General features: G+C 35.3%; 18 protein-coding genes and 1 tRNA gene. 7 read left to right on the forward strand and 12 right to left on the reverse strand.

Annotation, left to right across the window (positions count from 1 at the left end):
- The 3 genes from BKH40_RS06510 to BKH40_RS06520 all read left to right on the forward strand — a co-directional run.
- Positions 1-1,261 (forward strand): KpsF/GutQ family sugar-phosphate isomerase (locus BKH40_RS06510; protein WP_095277986.1); only part of this gene is annotated, 1,261 nt, incomplete at its 5' end.
- A gap of 9 nt (positions 1,262-1,270) precedes the next feature.
- A complete protein-coding gene (locus tag BKH40_RS06515; RefSeq protein WP_095277988.1) occupies positions 1,271-2,527 on the forward strand; it encodes a hypothetical protein in 1,257 nt (418 codons plus the stop codon).
- Between the two features lie 2 nt (positions 2,528-2,529).
- The gene (locus BKH40_RS06520; protein ID WP_143428463.1) at positions 2,530-3,711 is read left to right on the forward strand and encodes a hypothetical protein; all 1,182 of its coding nucleotides are present in this window, start codon (positions 2,530-2,532) and stop codon (positions 3,709-3,711) included.
- Positions 3,712-4,000: 289 nt separating this feature from the next.
- On the opposite strand, the gene BKH40_RS06525 is transcribed toward BKH40_RS06520, so the two are convergent.
- Entirely contained in the window at positions 4,001-5,539 is a 1,539-nt protein-coding gene (locus BKH40_RS06525; protein WP_095277991.1) for a flagellin A, read from the reverse strand.
- Between the two features lie 134 nt (positions 5,540-5,673).
- Positions 5,674-6,381 (reverse strand): flagellar basal body L-ring protein FlgH, encoded by a 708-nt coding sequence (gene flgH / locus BKH40_RS06530; protein WP_095277993.1) that lies wholly within the window; start codon positions 6,379-6,381, stop codon positions 5,674-5,676.
- Between the two features lie 60 nt (positions 6,382-6,441).
- Here flgH and BKH40_RS06535 point away from each other — a divergent pair, with 60 nt between their 5' ends.
- Positions 6,442-6,882 (forward strand): GatB/YqeY domain-containing protein, encoded by a 441-nt coding sequence (locus BKH40_RS06535; protein WP_095277995.1) that lies wholly within the window; start codon positions 6,442-6,444, stop codon positions 6,880-6,882.
- Positions 6,883-7,064: 182 nt separating this feature from the next.
- Here BKH40_RS06535 and BKH40_RS06540 read toward each other — a convergent pair whose 3' ends face one another.
- The 6 genes from BKH40_RS06540 to BKH40_RS06565 form a co-directional block, all read right to left on the reverse strand.
- On the reverse strand, positions 7,065-7,313 hold the full coding sequence (locus BKH40_RS06540) for a hypothetical protein (protein WP_143428464.1): 249 nt from the start codon (positions 7,311-7,313) through the stop codon (positions 7,065-7,067).
- 33 nt (positions 7,314-7,346) lie between these two features.
- Positions 7,347-7,727: a flagellar export chaperone FliS gene (gene fliS / locus BKH40_RS06545; RefSeq protein ID WP_095277999.1), complete on the reverse strand. Its 381-nt coding sequence runs from the start codon at positions 7,725-7,727 to the stop codon at positions 7,347-7,349.
- 9 nt (positions 7,728-7,736) lie between these two features.
- Complete coding sequence (fliD, locus tag BKH40_RS06550; RefSeq protein WP_095278000.1) at positions 7,737-9,788, reverse strand: flagellar filament capping protein FliD; 2,052 nt, start codon at positions 9,786-9,788, stop codon at positions 7,737-7,739.
- A gap of 39 nt (positions 9,789-9,827) precedes the next feature.
- Positions 9,828-10,202, reverse strand: a complete 375-nt coding sequence (locus BKH40_RS06555) for a FlaG family protein (protein WP_095278002.1) — start codon at positions 10,200-10,202, stop codon at positions 9,828-9,830.
- A 435-nt stretch (positions 10,203-10,637) separates the two neighbouring features.
- Positions 10,638-11,222: a toxin-antitoxin system YwqK family antitoxin gene (locus BKH40_RS06560; RefSeq protein ID WP_095278004.1), complete on the reverse strand. Its 585-nt coding sequence runs from the start codon at positions 11,220-11,222 to the stop codon at positions 10,638-10,640.
- Positions 11,219-11,431 carry a hypothetical protein gene (locus BKH40_RS06565; RefSeq protein WP_095278006.1) on the reverse strand — a complete coding sequence of 71 codons (213 nt, stop codon included), beginning with the start codon at positions 11,429-11,431 and terminating at the stop codon, positions 11,219-11,221. The genes BKH40_RS06560 and BKH40_RS06565 overlap by 4 nt, the downstream gene beginning before the upstream one ends.
- Before the next feature lie 195 nt (positions 11,432-11,626).
- Between BKH40_RS06565 and thrC the strand changes: the two genes are divergently transcribed.
- On the forward strand, positions 11,627-13,084 hold the full coding sequence (gene thrC / locus BKH40_RS06570; RefSeq protein ID WP_095278007.1) for a threonine synthase: 1,458 nt from the start codon (positions 11,627-11,629) through the stop codon (positions 13,082-13,084).
- Positions 13,085-13,246: 162 nt separating this feature from the next.
- Positions 13,247-13,711, forward strand: a complete 465-nt coding sequence (locus tag BKH40_RS06575) for a Fur family transcriptional regulator (RefSeq protein ID WP_095278009.1) — start codon at positions 13,247-13,249, stop codon at positions 13,709-13,711.
- 435 nt (positions 13,712-14,146) lie between these two features.
- On the opposite strand, the gene BKH40_RS06580 is transcribed toward BKH40_RS06575, so the two are convergent.
- From BKH40_RS06580 to bamA, 4 genes are all read right to left on the reverse strand, one after another.
- Positions 14,147-14,223 (reverse strand) — tRNA-Arg (locus tag BKH40_RS06580).
- Between the two features lie 88 nt (positions 14,224-14,311).
- Positions 14,312-15,280 carry a porphobilinogen synthase gene (gene hemB / locus BKH40_RS06585; protein ID WP_095278011.1) on the reverse strand — a complete coding sequence of 323 codons (969 nt, stop codon included), beginning with the start codon at positions 15,278-15,280 and terminating at the stop codon, positions 14,312-14,314.
- A gap of 172 nt (positions 15,281-15,452) precedes the next feature.
- Positions 15,453-16,997 carry a flagellin B gene (locus BKH40_RS06590; RefSeq protein WP_095278012.1) on the reverse strand — a complete coding sequence of 515 codons (1,545 nt, stop codon included), beginning with the start codon at positions 16,995-16,997 and terminating at the stop codon, positions 15,453-15,455.
- A gap of 345 nt (positions 16,998-17,342) precedes the next feature.
- The gene (bamA, locus tag BKH40_RS06595; RefSeq protein ID WP_095278014.1) at positions 17,343-19,886 is read right to left on the reverse strand and encodes an outer membrane protein assembly factor BamA; all 2,544 of its coding nucleotides are present in this window, start codon (positions 19,884-19,886) and stop codon (positions 17,343-17,345) included.
- An 88-nt stretch (positions 19,887-19,974) separates the two neighbouring features.
- Here bamA and BKH40_RS06600 point away from each other — a divergent pair, with 88 nt between their 5' ends.
- Positions 19,975-20,568, forward strand: coding sequence for a hypothetical protein (locus BKH40_RS06600; protein WP_095278016.1), 594 nt, complete (start codon positions 19,975-19,977; stop codon positions 20,566-20,568).
- Positions 20,569-20,579: the final 11 nt, after the last annotated feature.

Raw genomic sequence — 20,579 nt, forward strand, 5'->3', positions numbered from 1 at the left:
TAACATAAGATATGACTACTTGCTTCACTCTCTTCCAGTAGGAGAAAGAATCTTAGTTAATGACACTAAACCTAGTGGTTTAAAGTGTGCTTATGCACTCAATGTAAAAAGGGATGCTAGGCTAGATGTTACGTATAAGATGGGTGATGCTAAGGCCTTAGATTCCATATCTTTAGATAAAGATTTAGAATCTGCTTTAAAAACTATAGATATAGAGATAGAAAACTTAAAGCTTTTAAAAGAGGGGCTAATAAAAGAAAGTCTAGATTCTAAGCAGCTAGAAAACTATCCTAAAGCATCACCTCTAAGCAAAGCTTTAGACTTAATTACATCTACTAAAGGCAGAGTAGTATTTACTGGTATGGGAAAGTCTGGGATCATTGCTAAAAAGATAGTCTCTTCCCTTGCTTCAACTGGAACGCCATCTTTTTTCATCCACCCTAGTGAAGCAAGCCATGGAGACTTAGGCATGCTAAAAGATAAAGACTTAGTAGTAGCTATATCTAATAGTGGAGAAAGCAAAGAGTTAGTAGACGTGCTAGCTTATTGCAAAAAGTTTAGGCTTCCTTTAATCTCTATAACTAAAAACAAAGACAGCACTTTAGGCAAAGCTGGAAACGTGGTGCTAAGCCTACCTAGCGGCAAAGAAGCTTGCCCTTTAAACCTAGCACCAACCTCATCTACTACTGCTACTTTAGTCTTAGGAGACATATTAACTGTAAGACTTATGGAAAGAAGAAACTTTTCTAAAGCTAAGTTTGAAAACTTCCATCCCGGTGGCAAGCTTGGCTTTTCTTTATTACAAGTTTCATCCATCATGCATAAAGATGATGCCTTGCCTTTACTTCATGAAAAAGCCAGCCTTAAAGATGCCCTCTTAGAGATGACTTTAAAGCGTCTTGGCTGTGTGGGTTTTGTAAATGACTTAGGTTATCTAATAGGGATACTAACTGATGGAGACTTAAGAAGGATACTTAATAGAGACTTTTTAGATAAAGATATCTCTTTGCTTATGACTAAAGACCCTATAACTTTAGCTCCTACTACGCTTGTAGCTACTGCATTAGACTTAATGCAAGCTAAGGAGATAACTAGCATCTTCATATTAGAAGATAAAAAACCTATAGGTGTTATAAATATACATGATTGCCTAAAAAGCTGCGGGATAAGTGACAAGATAGGCTTTAAAGACCAAAGCCTTAATAAAGACTTAGCTAGCACAGATAAGACCTTAGATAAAGCAAGTCTAAATAAAAGCTAGGACTTAGATATGAGCTTAGAAAAAAGAAAGATCTTAAAAAATATAAAAAAGCTCATAAAACCACTTTGTAATAACTGTATCTTTATGTGGCAAGCACGTGTTGATGAAAGTGATGTGCTAACTAAGACTTTTAGCATATTAAATATAGTAGTTTATAAAAGGGTTATGAGTGAAACTTACATTAAAGACTATCAAGGACGAAGGCTAGTTAGAATCCTAGAGTTAAACAAGACCTATGATAAAGCTATGATTAAAAAGTATGAAGATAAAGTAAAAAAGCATGATCTAGAGTTAAAAGCTTATAGTGATATCTTTATCTTTAGTTCTAATAGTGGGGAGATATATCTTTTTTTAACCTATGTTTTAAAACCTTTTATAGAAAAAACTAACTCTAAGAATCTACTTTTTATACTAACTAAAAACTACCATATAGATATATTAAATCTCTTAGATATTAAAGTGCCTTATATCTTAGTAGAAGATATAGGTCTTTTTTACGGAAAGATTAAAACTATAGACAAGCAAAGATTTTTTACCATCTTTACTAGTAGCTATTTTATGAAAGTAGAAGACCTTATAAGAAACTCCAAGCTAGATAACGCCCACTACTTTGACTTAATGCTAAAACACTTAGATATATCTAAAGATAGCTTAGATTACAAAAAAGTTAATCTTAATACTGCTTTTAGTAAAAAAGCTAAAAACGCTATGTTAGAAAAGATACAAAGCATAAACCTTAACTTAGAAAACTTTGTAATACTAGCTCCTGAAGCAGCCTCTTGTAAAAGTATAAAGGCAAGCTTTTGGAAGGAGTTAACTAAGGCTTTAGAAGCTAAAGGCATAGATATCTTTATAAATGCAGTTCATAAAAACAGTGATATAAAACTTACTAGATACAAGCACTGCTATCTTAGCCTTAGTGAAGTCTATATGCTTGCTAGGCTTTCTCTTGGAGTAGTAGGACTAAGAAGTGGACTACTTGAAAACTTACTTCAAGCAGATGTTCCAATCTTTGCTTTATATACTAGTTTTAAAAATAGATCTCTTTTTAATGCCCTAGATTCCAAACATGTATTTGCTGGGTTTAATCTTAGCTACTTGCCAAGTGTTAATAAGTCCTTGCTTTTTGAGATGGATATAGAAAACAAAGATGTAAGTGAGGTTGTAAAAATCATAGTTAGTGAGACAAGCTTAAAGGCAGGTGGGGATAATAATACCTCAAATAAAAATGCCAAAATGGCACTTTATGATAGCTATAGGATTTAATGGTGGATAAGACAGTAAAGTTTTTAGGCTTTAAGATATATACTCGTCTTTTTGATGACCATAAGTATAAGGAAAGCTTTTTTGGTGGGCTTTTCACCAAAACACTACATTTCAAAAACCTATTTCTTATTTATAGACTATTTGGAATCAAATGTTGTCGTGTGGAGTTTCACCTTGGTAATAAATATGCTAATTTTAAATTTTTTAGATTCTATACTGGAAAGTCTTCTTCATTTTTACTCCAGCTAGTTGCAAGTTTTGTAAGACAAAAATTTGATTTTGATAAATTAGACATAATAGCTTTATTTACAAAGTCTGGAGAAACATTCTTATTGCTCTCTCACCTAGAAAAATACATGCAAATTAGCAACATAAGTAATCCAGTCTTTATATCAACCTCAGAGTATTATCGATATCTAATTAGCATGTTTTATCCACAAGCTAGATTCTTAAAAGTACCAAATATCTTTTTTGAACTACAAATTAGCCCTATAAAAAAGCAAGTCTTAAAAGATGGTATAACAAGATATTTTAACTTCCTTCCTCATAGTCACTTTGTAGATTTAGAATCCAAACTTTGTCAAGGAGAGCAAAAAAACTTTGTCACAGAAGTTAAAAATACCTTAAATCTGCAAAGCCCAATCTACAAAAAACCTACAATATTAAATAACTCAGTAAATAACGCCATACTCAAAATGCACACTTTAAGTCTCAATGCAAAATTCATCTTCATCTCACCAGAAGCTAAATCAAACTTAAGTGTATCACCAGAGTTTTGGATAAAACTATCAAAAGCTTTTTTAATACAAGGATATGACGTAGTCTTTAATGTAATGGCAAATAGTGAGTGCAATAGCTATGGAAAAACTTGCTTTTTACAAATAGATGAAGCTAGATATGTAGCAAGCAAGGCAGAGTGTGTAATAGGCGTAAGAAGTGGTTTTTTAGATGTTGTAGGAAATAGTGCTAAAGAGATACATGCCATATATAAATCTTTTACTAATAGATACGAATTAAAGGACTTAGAATCCAGCATAGTAATTGATGCCTTTAGTCTTACATACTTGCCAGATATGGAAAACACCAAAGTGTATGAATATGATGCTGAAAGCCTAAAAGAAAAAGAAATACTAGAGCTTGTGATTAAAAGAATCTTACATAAAGAGCATAAAACAAAACTATAAAAGGAAAGCAGTGAAAATACTATTAAAAAGAGTACTTAAAGCAAACTAAGTAATCACATCATAGTTTAGCACTTCCCTTGTGGTTATTATCAAACTCCAATCTAGTGCATCTAAGGCATAATAATCTGTACTAATCTTAAAAATATTAGATTCTAAAATATAAAGGGGGGATTTTATAAGGCTTTGCTTCCTTTGATGGCTAGGGTCTTTAAAAGACCTCTAAACTATCAAAGTCACAAAAAGAAAGTTTTAAAAGCTTAAATCACGCCTTTAAACTCTTACATCAAACTTACTGACCTAGTAGTCTTAAGATGTTTTGTTGAGTAGCGTTAGCTTGACTCATAGCAAAAGCACCAGATTGAGCAAGGATGTTGAATTTAGAGAAGTTAGCACTTTCTTGAGCGAAGTCTACATCTCTTATACCACTTTCAGCAGCTTTTACATTCACTTGAGTAACACTTATGTTGTTAACTGTACTTATCATTTGACCTTGTACAGAACCAAGATCAGCTCTAATCTTATCTAACATCTTAGTAGCAGACTCAGCTATATCCATAACAACCATAGCACCTCTAAGAGTTGTAACACCAGCACCTAAAGAGTGGTTACCACTAGCCATAACAGCGTTATAGTTAGCACCACTTGCAGACTTAACAGAAGCGTTAAAATCACCCATAGTATCTCTTAGGTTTACAACAGTTTCAGCAACTTTTCCATCACCAAAACCTATAGCACCATAGCCACCTTTAGCATCAGCAGCAGAAGCTACGATGATATCTCTTGCATCTAGTCTAGTTAGACTTAGTCTTCCGTAGTTAGTAGAACCTTTAGTAAGCTCTTGACCACCGTTGACTGATTCTATGGCCATAGGACCTTCTTTCTTATCACCAGCAGCAGTTTTTAGATCTATACCTCTTCCGTCTATACTTCTTAGGTTTAGTCTACCTTGTGCATCTGTGTAAGCTTCAACACCAGTTTGATCACTTACTTGATTGAAAGCTTGAACTAATCTACCATCAGAGTCAGCAGCTTTTATACCTACAAGATCTCCTATAGTTACGCCATTTAGCACTACATCGTTTAAAGAACCAGACTTGATAGCAGCATCAGAAGTTGTTACAACATTAGCAGTAGCCCTAACTCCTGTTTTATCAGAAGACTTATTGATAACTTCAGCTAGCACACCAAGACCTGTACCCACAGAGTGAGAGATCTTAACTGATTCTAGTTTTACGTTGTTAGTACCATCTACGTTTTTAAAAGTGATATTAGCAACGCTAGCAGCAGTGATCAAAGATCCAGTTTCTACTCTTACTTGACCTATCTTATCACTAGTTGTAGAACCTATTGAAGCTTTAATGCTTTCATTAGAGTAAGCACCTACTTGGAACTCTTTATTAGTAAAAGAACCAGATAGCAACTTTTGACCATTAAAGCTTGTAGTGTTTCCGATTTGATCAAGACCTTGTATAAGTCTAGTGATGTCACTTTGGATAGCCTTTCTAGATTGCGTAGTTTGACCATCTTGTGCAGCTTGAGTAGCTTTAACTTTGATAGTATCTAGAATCTTTAACTGCTCATCCATAGCTTTATCAGCTATTTGTATGATACCCATAGCATCATTGGTGTTACTTATAGCTTGACCTAAAGAGCTAGCTTGACCTCTCAAACTATCTGCGATTGTCATACCAGAAGCATCATCTGCTGCTTTGTTTATCCTAAGACCTGAGCTTAACTTTTCAAGAGAATCTTTAAGACCTCTTTGAGTAGCAACTGCGTTGACGTGTGAGTTTAATGCGTTAATATTTGTATTGACTTCAAAAGCCATCTTTCACTCCTTGTGATTTTTACCCAAGGCATCCTTGCCCGGTTGAAATAGATATCGGCTTTTTTTAAAACCTTTAAATATTTTTTATCTTTTTAGAGTGAATATTTTTAAAAATCATCTTGTGTATGTTTGTCTTAGTAAGGCCAAGCAGATTCAACAGCGTCTTCTGTAGGCTTCATCTTAGTAGTATCACTAGCTTTGCCAACAGTCACAAAAGAGATCTTAGAATCTGAAATGTACTTACTATCGATAGTATTTTGGCGGGCTATGTCATAAGGTCTTATCACGCCACTTATCTGAAATATCTGCTTTTCACCATCTACTAACATCTCTTTTTTACCATATATGAAGTAGTTACCATTTTGCATGACTTTTAAAATCCTTGCTGTAACTGTAAGGCTAAGATTCCCAGAGTTAGAAGTTGAGCCTCCTCCTGTAAAGTTTGAAGTGTTATTAGCCTTATTTAAGGTGTAGTTATTTTGATCATTTAGGTACTGAGTGTTAGCCCTTTGCTGTGCATCTGTGCCGTTATAGACAAGTTGGGGTGGAGTTATATTGCCTCCACTTGCACCATTATACTTTTTAGATGTGTCAAACTTTGAGCTACTAGTCTCATTAACAAGCACTGTTATTAAGTCATCTGGCTTCATAGCGCGTCTATCAGCAAAAAGTGGTCTATCTCCTTGACCAAAAAGAGATCCGGGCTTACTGATCTCAGGTACAAAGTCTTTATCTGGCATCTCTTCTACGTATCTTGGTGGGTTTAGATTAATCTCTGGCTCATAGGCTAAAAGACGCACTAAGGCTGCTAATGCTACCAGCATAAGAAGAACTTTTTTCATAACACATCCTTGTTTTAGATGTATAATAAAAAGCAAATCACATTCCAAAGGATGAAACACATGACTTTAAAGGCTAAAATTTTAGAAGATATAAAACAAGCCATGATAAGCAAAGATGCACAAAAAAGAGACGCACTAAGGATGATAAGTGCAAACATCAAGCAAGTTGAAGTAGACCAAAGAGTAGAAGCAGATGACGCTTTAGTCTTAGGCTTGCTAAAAACAACTGCTAAACAAAGACAAGATGCAATTGATAGCTACAAAAAAGCTGGGCGTGAAGACCTAGCACAAAAAGAAGAGTATGAACTAAAACTTATAGAATCTTATATGCCAGCCCAGCTAAGTGATGATGAGCTAAAAGCAAAGATAGAAGAGATCATAAAACAAGTTGGTGCTACTAGCTTAAAAGACCTAGGTGCTGTTATGAAAGAAACTAAGGCTTTAAGCGATGTAGCAAGTGGGAAAAGAATCTCAGAGTGCGTTAAAAATCTTTTAAGCTAACTTATAAATACTAACAAAAAAAGCATTTCGCCACTTCCTAAAAGCCAACTCAAACAATTATCATCTACTAAGATAAGCCATTATCTTAGTAGATAGAAGTTTTAGCTAATTTAAGCCGCTTAAGTAGCAAGTGTAAAAATTAAATTATTAAAATTAATGTAAAAACCATTTCAAAGAAGCATCTATTTAAAAAACTTCTTAGCTTGCTTCATCTTATCTAGATTAGCCTTTGTGAGGGCTTTTTCATCTTCTAGCAAGTTTATGGCTTCTTTTATTAGATTAAGAACTATATTTAGATTCTCTAAAGCTGTGTCATCTTTTAAGTTAGGGAGGTTTTGTGTTAACTCAAAGGCTTTTTTGGAATCTTTTTCTAAGAGGGCTACCTTCATGCTATCTATCCATGAACTAATGTCTATAGAATCTTCACTCACTATCTATAAACCTCTCACCCTTTAATCATAAACCTATCTTAACTCTTCTTGGTGGATCTCACGCCACGCTTCAAGTAAACCTCTAGTAACTTTTACTACTATATCTATCTTTTCTACATCATCTTCCATATTTGCTTGAGTTAGCGTTTTTATCTGATGGGTATAAAGTCCAGTTAGATATACTGCTACCTCACCACCTCTTTCATAATCAAGCACATTTAAAAGCTCAGTAAAGATATCTACAGTTCTGTTTATGTAGTAGATCTTTTTTTCTATGTCTTCATCTTCTATATGGCGTCTTGCCTGTCCTAGAAAGCGAAGGATGCCTTCATAAAGCATTTCTATTAGCTTAGAAGGACTTTCTACATTAATAGAGTTTTGTCTATACATGCTATAAGCATTCATTGCACGCATAAGTACTCCTTATTTCTTTTTAGCATTAGCAGCTTGATCTATTAGCATTTGGACTGAACTAAAAGAGTTATTAGCCTTTGATATCTGCTCATCATAAGCAGCAAACCTAGACGCCATCGTGTCATAGCGGGAGTTTAGTAACTCCATGGCCTGCTTTTTATCCTTATCTAGGCTTTTAACTTCTTTTTCAAGGTTCTGCTCAAATATCTTTAGTTTCGCATTACCGCCATCTAGTAAATCGGCCAAAACTTTGCTAATTTGCGGGAAAACTCCCGGAGTTAACTTATCTTTACCAAAACTATCTTTGCCATCTTTCCCATAGAAGAGATTCTTAGCAGCTTCTGGGTCGCTATTAACCATAGAGCTAAGCTTAGATTCATCTAAACTCATAACACTTTTATCATTAATAGTTATGCCATAGCTTACTAGGCTTTTTACATCTATACCAACTCCTACTGAGTGAAGTATGGCTTGGTTTAGATTAGGTCTTATCTCTCTAATAGTAGATTCTGTATTAAACACGCCACCTTTTCTAGTCTCTGGGTCATATCTAGTGCTTGCATCAAGCACAGGGACTAGTTCATTATAAGCCTTAACAAAGTCTTTAACCCCATCTATTATCCCTTTAGTGTTGTTTTTAACGCTAATAGTTACTGGAGAGTCTTTAGGCGTCACAGAGTTTAAAGTAATAGTAAGCCCGCCTATGATGTCATTTACCTGATTAGTAGGTCTTCTTATCTCAGCACCATTAAAGGTAAACTCAGCATCACTTGCAGTTTGGATGTTTTTAAATCTAAATATATCTTTTTGTATCTTAGAGTAGTCAGCTAACTCGCCCTCTTTTAAGCCTAAAGCTTCTAGGGCTTCTTTGTTTTCTTTACCATCAGCACTAAGCTTTATAGTGCCTTTTGAAGAGTTCAAAGCTAGCTTTGCATCTACTTCTTTAGCGTTTACTCCATCTATCTTATTAAGCGCTTCTGCTATAGCTTTGGCGTTATCTTCTGAAGTGTTGCCTTCTTTGGTTAGAGTGGATAGATCAAGTGAGGTATCACCTACTTTTATACTTCCAAGAATCTGACCAGCTTTAACTGCAGTCTTAGCTTCAAGCATATCATCGCTTTTAGATTCTAAGTTGTTTTTATAAAAGCCTAGCGTTCCAGCCTTTGTTCCCCCAACTATGACTGGAAGACCACGCCTATCATTGATTAATACACTCTTACCCTCATCACTTAGCCCTACGTTTATATCTCCCTTATCATAAAGCTCTTTTAAGCTAGGACTATCTTCAAAAGCCTTTTTTAATGCATCTCTTATGGCTTCTGGTTTTTGCTCAGCTGCTGAGTTAGCACCTAGTTTTAGGTTGATACTTACTTTTTGTGGAAGACCATTTTTATCTTTTATCTCTACGAAAAAGTCTTGCTCTCCTTGTATGTCAATTGGCGCTTGAGGGATCTTTTCTGACTTTAAGATAGACCCAAAGTAAACTCTTGATTCCTCTCCGCTAGATTTTGAGTTTATCATCAACTGATAGGGGTTTTGCCCCCCTGTTTTCATAACTATGCCTAGCACACTTCCATTAGTAGCATCAGTTATAGCTTGAGCTACATCACTTAGAGTCATGCCAGCTTTTATATTTACCTTGTAATTTTTACTATTACTAAAAAACTCTAAGACTCCATCTTCTTTGCTAAACTCAGCATCTTTAGATGCATACTTTGTATCTACTTCATTGATATCGTTTTTTGCTAGGCTTCTTATAGCTACATTTATATCTTGAGTAGGCACGCCCGGTGCAGCACTTGCTTCTATGGCACTCCCTGAAACGTGCACATCCCTTGCTATATAGCTTGAAAAGTCACTTAAAGACTTTACGTTTGAGTAAAGTGCACTTAGCTTTTCTTTTATCTCGATTAGATTTTTTTGCTTTTCTACATTTTGCTCTAGTTTTCTATCAGTAGGACCTATCAACGCCTTTTCATCAGCCTTTTTAAGCTTATCTATAACATCGTAATTTAATACAGAACTTCCTAAGCCTAGAGAGCTTAACTTACCCATAGCCATTATAATAACTCCTACTTTGAAACTAGATTCTTAAAAAATCTAAACCTTTTTATCAAAAATACTACCTATAACATCCCTCATCCTCTTCATAAGCTCTATAGCCTCTTTAGATGGAATCTCTCTTATAATCTTCTTATCCCCGGCTTCTTCGACGGTAACTACAAGGCCTTTTATATCGTCGTTGTAGGTGAAGTTTATGCTAGTGTTAACTTCTTTCATCTCTTTGTTTAGCTCGTGGCTTAAACTAGTTAACTGCTCTTTTAGCTTACTATCATCTTCTTCATTTATGCCTGACTTTCCTAGTGGCATATTTGGTGCTATCTTTGGTGTGCTAGGCTTTATCTCCTCTCCCGCACTAGAGGCCATTTGCATCAGCTTATGTTGTAATGTTAGATTACTTCCTTGTATTTGCATTACATCTCCTTATGTCAATTATTCTATATATTACTATATCCTGCTATATCGTCTAAAATCTGGATTTTATAAATTTTAAGATTCCAAAACCCTGCATTTGGTTTTAGTGAAGCAAGATGTCAAAGAGGATGCACAAAAATGAAAATAAGGTTAAACTAAAAAAATCTAGGCTTTATGATTGTTTTATGACTTAGCATTATTTAACCTTAACACTAGACTATATTAGTAATAATAATAAGCAGCTATCCCCCCTTTCCTAGTACAAAGAAGCACAGGAGTAGGTGGAGGTAGTAGGTGGAGTAGGTAGGAAAAAGTAGTGATATTTTTAATATTTAATTGCAATAGTTAGAAGTAAAGCTTGTGCCTTATACATTGCTAATGCATATGACCATTGTGTCATCTTCTTTAAGCTTGCATAGTGCAATATCTTAAAGCCTAGTAGTTATGCCCTTGCATCAAAACTCCATCTTTATAGTAGCCTTTAAAAACTAAGCGTCCATTTTGGCAGTAGCTGCTAACACTACCATTTAAGTTGCCATCTCTATAAGTAGAGTAAGTTTCTACATTGCCATTATTATAAAACACAAAAGATAGCCCATCTCTTTTGCCATTTTTAAACTCCATCTGTGCACTCATACTGCCATCTTTAAAGTACATAGTAAGTCTTCCATCTAGCTTGCCATTAGTATAGTTTGCAAGCTTTCTAAGCTCGCCTGTTTCATAATAAGACTTATATACCCCACTCAAACTTCCATCAACATAGTTTTTTTCTTCTTTCAAAGTCCCATTATTATAAAACACATAAGAGACGCCATTTAAGACGTTATCCACGTAGTTTTCTATCCTTACTATTTTACCTTTGTCGTCATAGTAAGAACGCTCTTGTGAAGTACTACTTTTTGAAGTGCTTACAACTATGGAAGGATTCCTAGTTAGACGATATAAAGAATCTAATATGGTGTTTGCATAACTAAGTGATAGGCTAGATACTACAAAAACCAACATTAGTAACTTTTTCATAGCTTTTCAAACCCCACTATATAAAATCGCTCGCCATCTATAGCTATATCAAACTTTTCTCCAGTCTTTAAGTCTATAAGATAGCACTGATCTAGTGTCTCTAGATTAGCCCTAGCTACTGGTATCTGCTTTAAATGCCTATACACATCTTCTAAAGAAACACATAAGTCTGGAAAACCAAACATAGTCAACTTGTATGTAAAGTCCATCTTAACCTTCCCTGCCTGTTATACCTAAAAAAGTAAAAAATATTTTACTAAAAGGCACTTTTTTGCTCTGAAATGCTAGCAATCAAATGAGTTTTATTATAGCAAGTTAAATTATTTATATCCATGCATTAGATATAATTTTGCAATCAAAACTTAAAACAACCAACTAAAATTTGATTAAGGCAGGCTCTAAAAATGCAAACACAAACAAGAATAGCTCAGACAAGAGGTATAGATCCAAACGACACAAACTGCAACCGCGATGACATAAGCTTCATAGACGCTTTATTGAACCCAAAGGCAAGTTATAATGGACTTTACACACTTGAAGGTATAACTCCTATACCTAATATAAACTCACTTAGGAATCTAAGCTATCAAGAACTCTCAATTGCCATTTTTAAACATCTAAACATAGAATCCTCTCTAATAGACCACGCACTAAAAACTTACGATAAGTTTGAAGAGATAGCTCCACTTAAAAAGATTAGCAACCACTTATATGCACTAGAACTCTATCACGGTCCAACTTCTTCTTTCAAAGACATGGCACTAGCACCTTTTGGAGACTTGCTAGATTCTATGGCAGGGAAAAATAATGAAAAATATCTAATCCTTGCTGCCACTAGTGGAGACACAGGCCCAGCAGCGCTTAATGCTTTAAGAAACGCACACAACATAAAAGCTATTTGCATGTACCCAAGTGGAGGCACAAGCAAGATACAAGAGTTGCAACTTAGCACCATAGATTCTAAAAATCTTAATGTTTTCAAGATGGAAGGCGACTTTGACACAGCCCAGAGTACTTTAAAACTTTTGTTAAATGACCCAGACTTTAGAAAGCAAGTAGAAGCTAAAGGCTATAAACTAAGTGTGGCAAACTCTGTAAATATCGTGCGCATAGCTTTTCAGATAGTCTATTACATCTGGGCATCTTTTAGATTTGAAAGCTTTAATGAAAATGGAATGTTTAATGTTTTTGTACCAAGTGGTAATTTTGGCAATGCTTTAGGGGCGTTTTTTGCTAAAAAACTAGGTGCTCATATATCTACTATAAACATCTCCACTAATCCAAATGACGTCTTAGATCACTTTTTCAAAACAGGAATCTATGACATAAGAAACAAACACCTTATCCTAACTTGCTCTCCAGCTATGGATATCTTAAAAAGCTCTAATATAGAAAGGCTGCTTTATGCTTACTTTGGTACTGCTAGGACAAAAGAGCTTTATGAGCACTTTGATAAAAACAACTTTTTCAAGCTTACTAAAGATGAGTTAAAAGAGTTACAAGCAACCTTTAAGTCAAAAAGCATCTCTCAGGCTGAGTGTTTAGAAGGGATAAAAGACGCCTACTCTAAAAACTACATCCTAGACCCTCACACAAGTAACGCCTACATGCATGCTATAAGTTCTACTTGTCCACTTCCTAGCGTTATAGTTTCAACTGCACACTGGAGTAAGTTCCCAGAAACTATGCTAAAAGCCTTGCTTGACAAAGACGCAAACGATGAGACAGCGCTTTTAGAAGTCTCTCTTAAAACAAAAAGCGAGATTCCAAACGCCATAAAGTCACTCTTTAATAAAAAAGTTGTCCATACTGAGATCTATAGATCAGGGGACATAAAAGACGAAATATTAAAATGGTTATAAAAAATAAACTTTTTTCTAACTTTTTATCACCAGTGTTTCCTATGGTGGTGCAAAGTTATTAAAATATGACAAAAATAGGAAGCCTTCATCTCTGTGTGATAAAATGATAATCACTATTTATTATTAAATAAGAAGTTATACATACATACAAGGAGATTCAAAATGACGAAAAGATTAGAAACTTTAGAATCTATACTAGAAAGACTGAGACTGTCTATAAAGAAAAATGGGCTTAAAAACTCAAAACAAAGAGAGGAAATAATCTCTGTGCTTTATAAAAACGGCACCCACTTAAGTCCAGAAGAGATAACTGCTCAGATAAAAACAACAGATAAAAACACAAGCATCTCTTCAGTTTATAGAATCTTAAGCTTTTTAGAAAAAGAAAAGTTTATAACAACTCTTGAAGCTGATAAAAATGGAAGACGCTATGAGATAGCAGCAAAAGAGCACCACGATCACATCATCTGCTTAAACTGTGGAAATATCATAGAGTTTGTAGACTCAGATATCGAAAGACTACAAATCTCTATAGCTGAGAAGTTTGGTGCCCAGCTTATAAGTCATGATATGAGACTTTTTGTCATCTGCTCTAAATGCCAAAAAAATAATGCTAGCATCAACTAAAAACTATAAAGCTATATCACAAACAACTCTAATCACTTCTAGTTGTCGCCCTAGGCGACAACATCACTTTTATAATCTCACTTTTATAAGCAGTTATTTTATAACTTGATTTTAGGGTGTAGCGTGTATAACGTGGCACTCTATCAACTATATAAGATACCAAGAAGTACAATATGCACAACTATGCCCTCCATACTTCAATAAAGCCTTAATATTTAATTAGCAAAAGCATCTTTTATATACCCCACTTCCTTGCCGTACTCCTAAAACACTAAGGTAGATCGCTTACAAGTAGTTATATATTATAAAAGCCTTTTTAGTTTTATAGAATCTAGAAATATATAATTATCACGCAGCACATAGCATAATGCAAAACACTACACACACCAAGCAACTAGTAAGATAAAAAAGGTTATTAAAGATTTAAAAAGTAGGTGGTGTGCTCAGAGGGATTCAAACCCCCGGCCTACAGGACCGCAACCTGTTGCTCTATTCAGCTGAGCTATGAGCACGATATTAAAATATAAGGCTAGTAAAAAGAGGTAGATTATAGTAAATTTTGCCTTTTTAAGCAAGCCTACTACATCTAACCTTACAAAACTATGCTTTAAGCATCTTAGCTACTTCTTTAGCGTGATAACTTATAATGATATCAGCCCCTGCCCTTTTAAAAGCTATCATATTTTCTAGCACTAATTTATCATAGTCTATAACGCCTAGCTTTTTACCCGCTTGTAAAAGTGCGTACTCACCACTTACATTATAAACTGCTAGAGGCAAAAGCGAGGCTTGCTTGATAGCGTGTACTACATCAAGATAAGCTAAGGCTGGCTTTACCATTAATATATCAGCGCCTTCTTTTTCATCGCTTAAAGATTCTAAGATAGCATCATTAGTATTAGCAAAGTCTTGCTGGTAAGTCTTTCTATCGCCAAAGCTAGGTGCACTATTAGCCACGTCTCTAAAAGGTCCATAATAGCTTGAAGAAAACTTAGTAGAGTAACTCATAATTGGCGTGTTTATAAAGCCTGCTTCATCAAGCCCTTTTCTTATAGCATAAACTTGCCCATCCATCATAGAGCTAGGTGCTATGACATCAGCCCCAGCTTCTGCTAGGATGACTGACTGCTTAGCTAGGTTTATAAGCGTTAAGTCATTATTAACAGTGTCTTTATCTAAGATTCCACAGTGACCATGATCTGTATACTCACAAAAACACACATCAGCTACTACTAACATCTCTGGAAAGGCTTTTTTGATAGCCCTTATAGTTTTAGCGACTATAAAGTTTTCACTATCTAGTGCCTCACTTCCTATAGAATCTTTTTTAGCTGGAATCCCAAAAAGCAAGATAGTATTAATGCCTAAAGTCTGCAAGATATCACACTCTATAAGTATCTCATCAACTGACATCTGAAAAACACCGGGCATAGAGCCTATCTCGTTTTTAATGCCCTCTCCATGTACTGCAAAAAGAGGATAGATAAAGTCTTTTATATCTAGTCTAACATCTCTTACTAATTCTCTTACATTACTATTTATCCTAAGTCTTCTAGCGCGTCTAAACATATCTTTCCTTTGACTTTTTATCGCATAGCTTTATGCTTTTGTAGTTTTGTAATTATAGTTTATAGATTAGTAGAAATATTTAGAAGTTACTTTAAGACTAAGCTTAAAGTTAGTAAAGCAAGCTATCAAACTTACTTTAGAATCCAGTCAAAGATTCTAAAGTAAAAGGATGCTACTGAAGTAGTTTTAGTACGTTTTGTTGTACAGCGTTTGCTTGTGCCATAGCAAAGCTTCCACTTTGAGCTAGGATATTGTATTTCGAAAAGTTTGCACTTTCTTGAGCAAAGTCTACATCTCTTATCTGACTTTCAGCTGCTTTTACGTTTACTTGGGTGATTGAAACGTTGTTGATAGTTGAAGTAAGCTGGATTTGCACAGAACCTATATCAGCCCTTATCCTATCTAGCATAGCCCTAGCAGAATCTGCCATGTCCATAACAACCATAGCACCTCTTAAAGTAGTCACACCAGCCCCTAGTCCTTGCTTATTAAGATCAGCTTGTGCAGAGTTGGCATTAGCCCCACTAGCACTGGCTATGTTTTTATCAAGGTTGCCTTTTAAAGCCCTTAAGTTAGTTGTGTACTCTGCTATACCTTGGGCTGAGTGGAAGCCTATGTGAGAGTAGTTAGTACCACTTATGATAATATCTCTTGCATCAGTTCTAACTAGAGTTAGTCTTCCAACTGTGGTGTTATTCATACCAGATACACCTACAAAGCTTCCTCCACCAAAGACTTGTCCACTAGCACTTTGTGCGTGAACTGCTATAGCACGACCGTCGTTGCTTTTTAGGTTTATCCTGCCTGTTATATCTATATAAGCTTCAACGCCCGTTCTATCTTTAACAGAGTTAATAGCATTAATCAATCTTCCATCAGCGTCATTTTTTTGCACATCATCTATAGTACCAATTGAGACGTGATTTATCACTAGTCCTCTTATGGTCCCAGACTTAACTGGCACTCCACCAGTAGCCATAACGTTATAAGAAGCCCTAACTCCTAGCTGATCAGAATGTTTATTAATGATATCGCTTAAAGCACCAAGCCCAGTTCCAGCACTCGTAGAGATTTTAGCAGTTTCTATAGTGAAGTCTTTAGCGCCATCTACTTCTTTGAACTTTAGTGCTACTTCAGTTAAGTTAGACGCTCCAGCACTAGCTTTCATGCCTATGCCATTCATAGAAGATGTTTCCATCCTTACTTGACCTATCTTATCGCTACCAGTTGGCCCAATAGAAGCTTTTACAGTAGTGTTAGAGTAAGCACCGATTTGAAATTCTTTATTAGAAAAAGACCCACTTAACATCTGCTGACCATTAAAGCTTGTGGTATTAGCTATATTATCTAACTCTTCTAGCAGTCTTTGTATGTCGCTTTGAAGGGCTTTTCTAGATTCTGTAGTTTGACCATCTTGGGCTGCTTGTATGGCCTTAGTTTTTACAGTATCAAGTATCTTTATTTGCTCATCCATAGCCTTATCAGCTATCTGAATCATACCTATGGCATCATTGGCATTTTTAACAGCTTGACCCAAACTATCACTTTGACTTCTCAAAGCATCAGCTATAGCCATACCTGATGCATCATCTGCCGCCTTATTTATCCTTAAACCAGAGCTAAGCTTCTCTAACGCATCCGAAAGATTTCTGTTGTTTTGCATACCTATAGCATGTGCGTTAAGCGCAGCCACGTTTGTATTAATCCTAAAACTCATGTCGCATCCTTTGCAAAATTTGAAATACGATACTTTTTAAGCAAGTCATGTTCCAAAGTCTTAAGTTTTAAGATAAAAAGACGATATGAAGGGGATTTTAACTGTAATCAAAGCTTTTTAATATCTACTATGTCATATCGATGCAAGTATCTTCTAGCATCAAAATTAATATTTTTATCATGGACTAAAAAGGAAGCAATAAAAAAAGGAGTAATAAGATAATCCCTCCTAATAAGAGAGGGAGAGTAAAATAATCCTTAATTGAAAAAGAGATTTAAGGCTGTGGCAGTAAGTGGCTTAAGTTATATAGCTTTATAAGTAAGCATATAACTTAAAAGATATCTTTTAGAATCTTGTCCCCATAGTAAACTCAAAGTAGCTTGGATAGTCACTTAAGAAGTTGTTATTTTGTCTAATCTTAGAAGCACCCGGATATGAGAAGACTGAAGTCCCGTTATACCATAAGAAAGGGAAGACTAGTACTATAGGACCCATAGGAGATACCCACTCTATAGCCGCCCCTGCCGCACCTCTAGGTAAAAGTGAAGTAGGACCGCTAAAGGTTCCAAACTGCTTAAAGTTAGCTTGATTGTTTGTTCCTTTATAGGTTAAGAAACCATAGTCTGCATAAAGGCTAAGTCTCATCTTAGCACTAGGTATAAGACCATAGCTTAGCTCTACTGAGTTAGTAAAGATACCATCTCCACCTACGCGAAGACCAAACTCATCATTTGGAGAGATAGAGTAGCTATAAAAGCCTCTTATAGTGCCAACTCCACCCATGTAAAAAGTATCATTTAAAGAAAAGAAGTCATTTTGTGAGTATCTTAAAAGATAGCCTGCTTGGACTTTATATCTAGCTATCAAGTCTATATGCAAAAGCTTTGAAAGATCATAATAAAAGGCATTTTTAGTATAAAGTTTTACATATCTAACATCTCCTCCAAGACCTGCAAGCTGGGCAGATACTGAAGCACTTATACCGTTTTTAGGGAAGTAGTAGTCATCAGTGTTATCAAAGTTTAGACTTGGTGTAACTGAACTTTTTATAGGGGCGTTAGAGCCAACATAGTTTCTATCCCATATACCTCTTATTACACCAATACCAACGGCATTCAGCAATGTATCTGGAGCATTATGCAACACTTGACTATCTATGCCAGGTATATTTGTGGGAAATACACGCTCATCATGGCTTGCATAGTATCTATTATATAAAGGTTGAGAATTCCCAAAAAGATCTATAAAGCCATAGGTATTAGTCCTATTTAAGTCATAGCCTACATTAAGCCTTAGGTTAGGAAGTAAAAGTCTACCTACGCTAAAGCCTCCACCTATAGTCTCTTGAGAGTAGACATAACTTAAAGAGTTAGCATAGTAAGCGTTAAATGACACACTCCACTTAGAATCTAATATACGAGGGTTAGTCAAAGAGGCATTAAAGTTTTGCTGGGTTAGACCTCTTAGCAAGCTAGAGTTAAGTCCACTTCCTAGTAAGCCTACTTGCCCACCAAAACTTACATTAGCCCCGATACCTGCTGAAAAACCACTTCCAAAAAGGTTTCTTTCATTAACATTAGCATTAACCATAAGACCATAGAAGCTTCCATAACCCACACCAAAGACTAGCTCACCTGTCCTTCCTTCAGAGACGTTAACCACTAAGTCTATTAAGTCGTTAGTAACGCGCCTTGAATCAATACGCACTTTATCAAAGTAGCCTAGCCTTTTAAGGGCATTTTCTGACTGGGTTATCTTAGTTAGAGAGTAAAGATCTCCGGGGGCTATTAAGACTTCACGGCGGATTATCCTATCGCCTGTTCTAGTATTACCAGTTATAACGACGTCATTAATATGTACTTTTTGCCCTACATCTATCCTAAAGTCTACGGTTACTTCTGCAGTTTTTGGATCTTTTTTGAGATCTGGAGTTATAGCTACGTAGGCATAGCCAAGGTCAGCTATCTTAAACTTCAAAGATTCTATATCTGTTCTTACATTTTGTATATCAAAGATAGATCCTTTGACTGTTAAAAGTTTTTTACTTAACTCTTTTTTAGTTATGACATCTTTGCTTAGGTTAAACTCTACATCTTTAACTTTATACTGAACACCTTCATGGACGTTGTAATAAAGCTTAGCTTTATAGTTGTCCATATTAGCTTCTAAGAAAGGAGTTGAAACATGGGCGTCTAAGTAACCATGTCTCATGTAAACATCTTGGATTCTAAGAGGGTCAACTTCAAGTTCGTTAAGTATAAGTTTACCGCTGTTAAGTCCGGGGAGGAAGCCTAAGAAGTCTCTTTGCTTGTTAGCACTTAGAGATTCTATAGTTCTTTTTTTAAGGTTTTTAGCACCATTATAAGTGCTTTTATCTATGACTATAGTGTTACCACGGTTTACATTAAGGATTATAGAGACTGCGTTTGCATTACTTAGCTTAGTTATCTCATCTTGTACTACCGTGCCATAAAAGCCTTTATATTCAAGGGCTTTTAAGATGACATCTTTTGCATTTTTTAGCTTGGTGTTATCAAAGGTATCGCCTTTTTTGATGCCTATTTGCCCATAAAGTGTATCTTTTTCACTTTGAGTACCCCAGCCTTTAATCTCAATACTAGCAACACTTGGTTTTTCTTTGAAGTGAAAAGTTAGTACACCCTTATCAAAAGTGGCATATACGTCATTAAAATAGCCTTGATTATAAAAATTTACAACTGCCTTATCTATGGCTGCCTCATCAAGCGTACTGCCCTCTTTAATATTACTTATATCAGAAGCTAGCTCAGATGAGATATAGCTTAAGCCCTTATAGTCAATCTTTGAGATCTCAGCCGCAAGTGCGAACTGAAAGAGAAGTAAAAAGGCCAGTGTTATAAATTTTAACATTACTATTAATCCTTGGTTAAATGAAAGAAAATAGACATTATACTAGATTAAAAATAGTAAAATACATAAAAATCACCTAGGTAGGTTAATGACTAATTTTATATCACTGTATGCTGTCTCTGTATATTCCCTAGCATTAGGCCTAATATTTCTTAAGATCCCTCTTAAACTAAGAATCTATACCAAGCTAGCCATCTTTGTGCTAATACTAATAGTTCTTAACATAAGCATAGAAGGTATAAGCATAGCTAAACTTATATATAGCGTCTTCGATATGCCAAGTATACTCTTATTACTAATATGTATCTTAAGTTTAGTTAGAACCTTTGTAAAAGCTACACCACTTTCTATATCACGTGCTGGTTTTATAAGCATCTTTGTAGTTTGGATACTGCTTTTTTTAAACACACTAGGCTTTTTTCACATAGGCTTTGGCGTGTATAATGATCAAATCTTAATCACAGCCTTAATCATAGCTATACTCTACCTCATGGATCAGAACTTAGGAATCTTGCTTCTTATAAGCTTTTTCTTAACCCTTGTGCTGCCTTTCCACATAGATATGCTAAATGGCTTTGTAGATAGCTTTGTAGCACTTTTTGGCTTTTTAGTCCAAGGCAAGAAGATAAACTATGAAAATCTTCACAAAGCCCTTTTAAAACCTAATATAACTAAGGCTTAGGGATTTAGCAT

This window comes from Helicobacter sp. 11S02629-2 (assembly GCF_002272875.1).
Lineage (GTDB): Bacteria > Campylobacterota > Campylobacteria > Campylobacterales > Helicobacteraceae > Helicobacter_I.

What these genes read in the sequence shown, in the direction of transcription:
- BKH40_RS06600 (WP_095278016.1), top strand. Translation starts at nt 19,975, where the DNA reads ATGACTAATTTTATATCACTGTATGCTGTCTCTGTATATTCCCTAGCA.
- BKH40_RS06535 (WP_095277995.1), top strand. Translation starts at nt 6,442, where the DNA reads ATGACTTTAAAGGCTAAAATTTTAGAAGATATAAAACAAGCCATGATA.
- BKH40_RS06565 (WP_095278006.1), bottom strand. Translation starts at nt 11,431, where the DNA reads ATGGACTTTACATACAAGTTGACTATGTTTGGTTTTCCAGACTTATGT.
- BKH40_RS06560 (WP_095278004.1), bottom strand. Translation starts at nt 11,222, where the DNA reads ATGAAAAAGTTACTAATGTTGGTTTTTGTAGTATCTAGCCTATCACTT.
- BKH40_RS06555 (WP_095278002.1), bottom strand. Translation starts at nt 10,202, where the DNA reads ATGCAAATACAAGGAAGTAATCTAACATTACAACATAAGCTGATGCAA.
- BKH40_RS06515 (WP_095277988.1), top strand. Translation starts at nt 1,271, where the DNA reads ATGAGCTTAGAAAAAAGAAAGATCTTAAAAAATATAAAAAAGCTCATA.
- thrC (WP_095278007.1), top strand. Translation starts at nt 11,627, where the DNA reads ATGCAAACACAAACAAGAATAGCTCAGACAAGAGGTATAGATCCAAAC.
- BKH40_RS06575 (WP_095278009.1), top strand. Translation starts at nt 13,247, where the DNA reads ATGACGAAAAGATTAGAAACTTTAGAATCTATACTAGAAAGACTGAGA.
- fliS (WP_095277999.1), bottom strand. Translation starts at nt 7,727, where the DNA reads ATGCGTGCAATGAATGCTTATAGCATGTATAGACAAAACTCTATTAAT.
- hemB (WP_095278011.1), bottom strand. Translation starts at nt 15,280, where the DNA reads ATGTTTAGACGCGCTAGAAGACTTAGGATAAATAGTAATGTAAGAGAA.
- bamA (WP_095278014.1), bottom strand. Translation starts at nt 19,886, where the DNA reads ATGTTAAAATTTATAACACTGGCCTTTTTACTTCTCTTTCAGTTCGCA.
- BKH40_RS06525 (WP_095277991.1), bottom strand. Translation starts at nt 5,539, where the DNA reads ATGGCTTTTGAAGTCAATACAAATATTAACGCATTAAACTCACACGTC.
- fliD (WP_095278000.1), bottom strand. Translation starts at nt 9,788, where the DNA reads ATGGCTATGGGTAAGTTAAGCTCTCTAGGCTTAGGAAGTTCTGTATTA.
- flgH (WP_095277993.1), bottom strand. Translation starts at nt 6,381, where the DNA reads ATGAAAAAAGTTCTTCTTATGCTGGTAGCATTAGCAGCCTTAGTGCGT.
- BKH40_RS06590 (WP_095278012.1), bottom strand. Translation starts at nt 16,997, where the DNA reads ATGAGTTTTAGGATTAATACAAACGTGGCTGCGCTTAACGCACATGCT.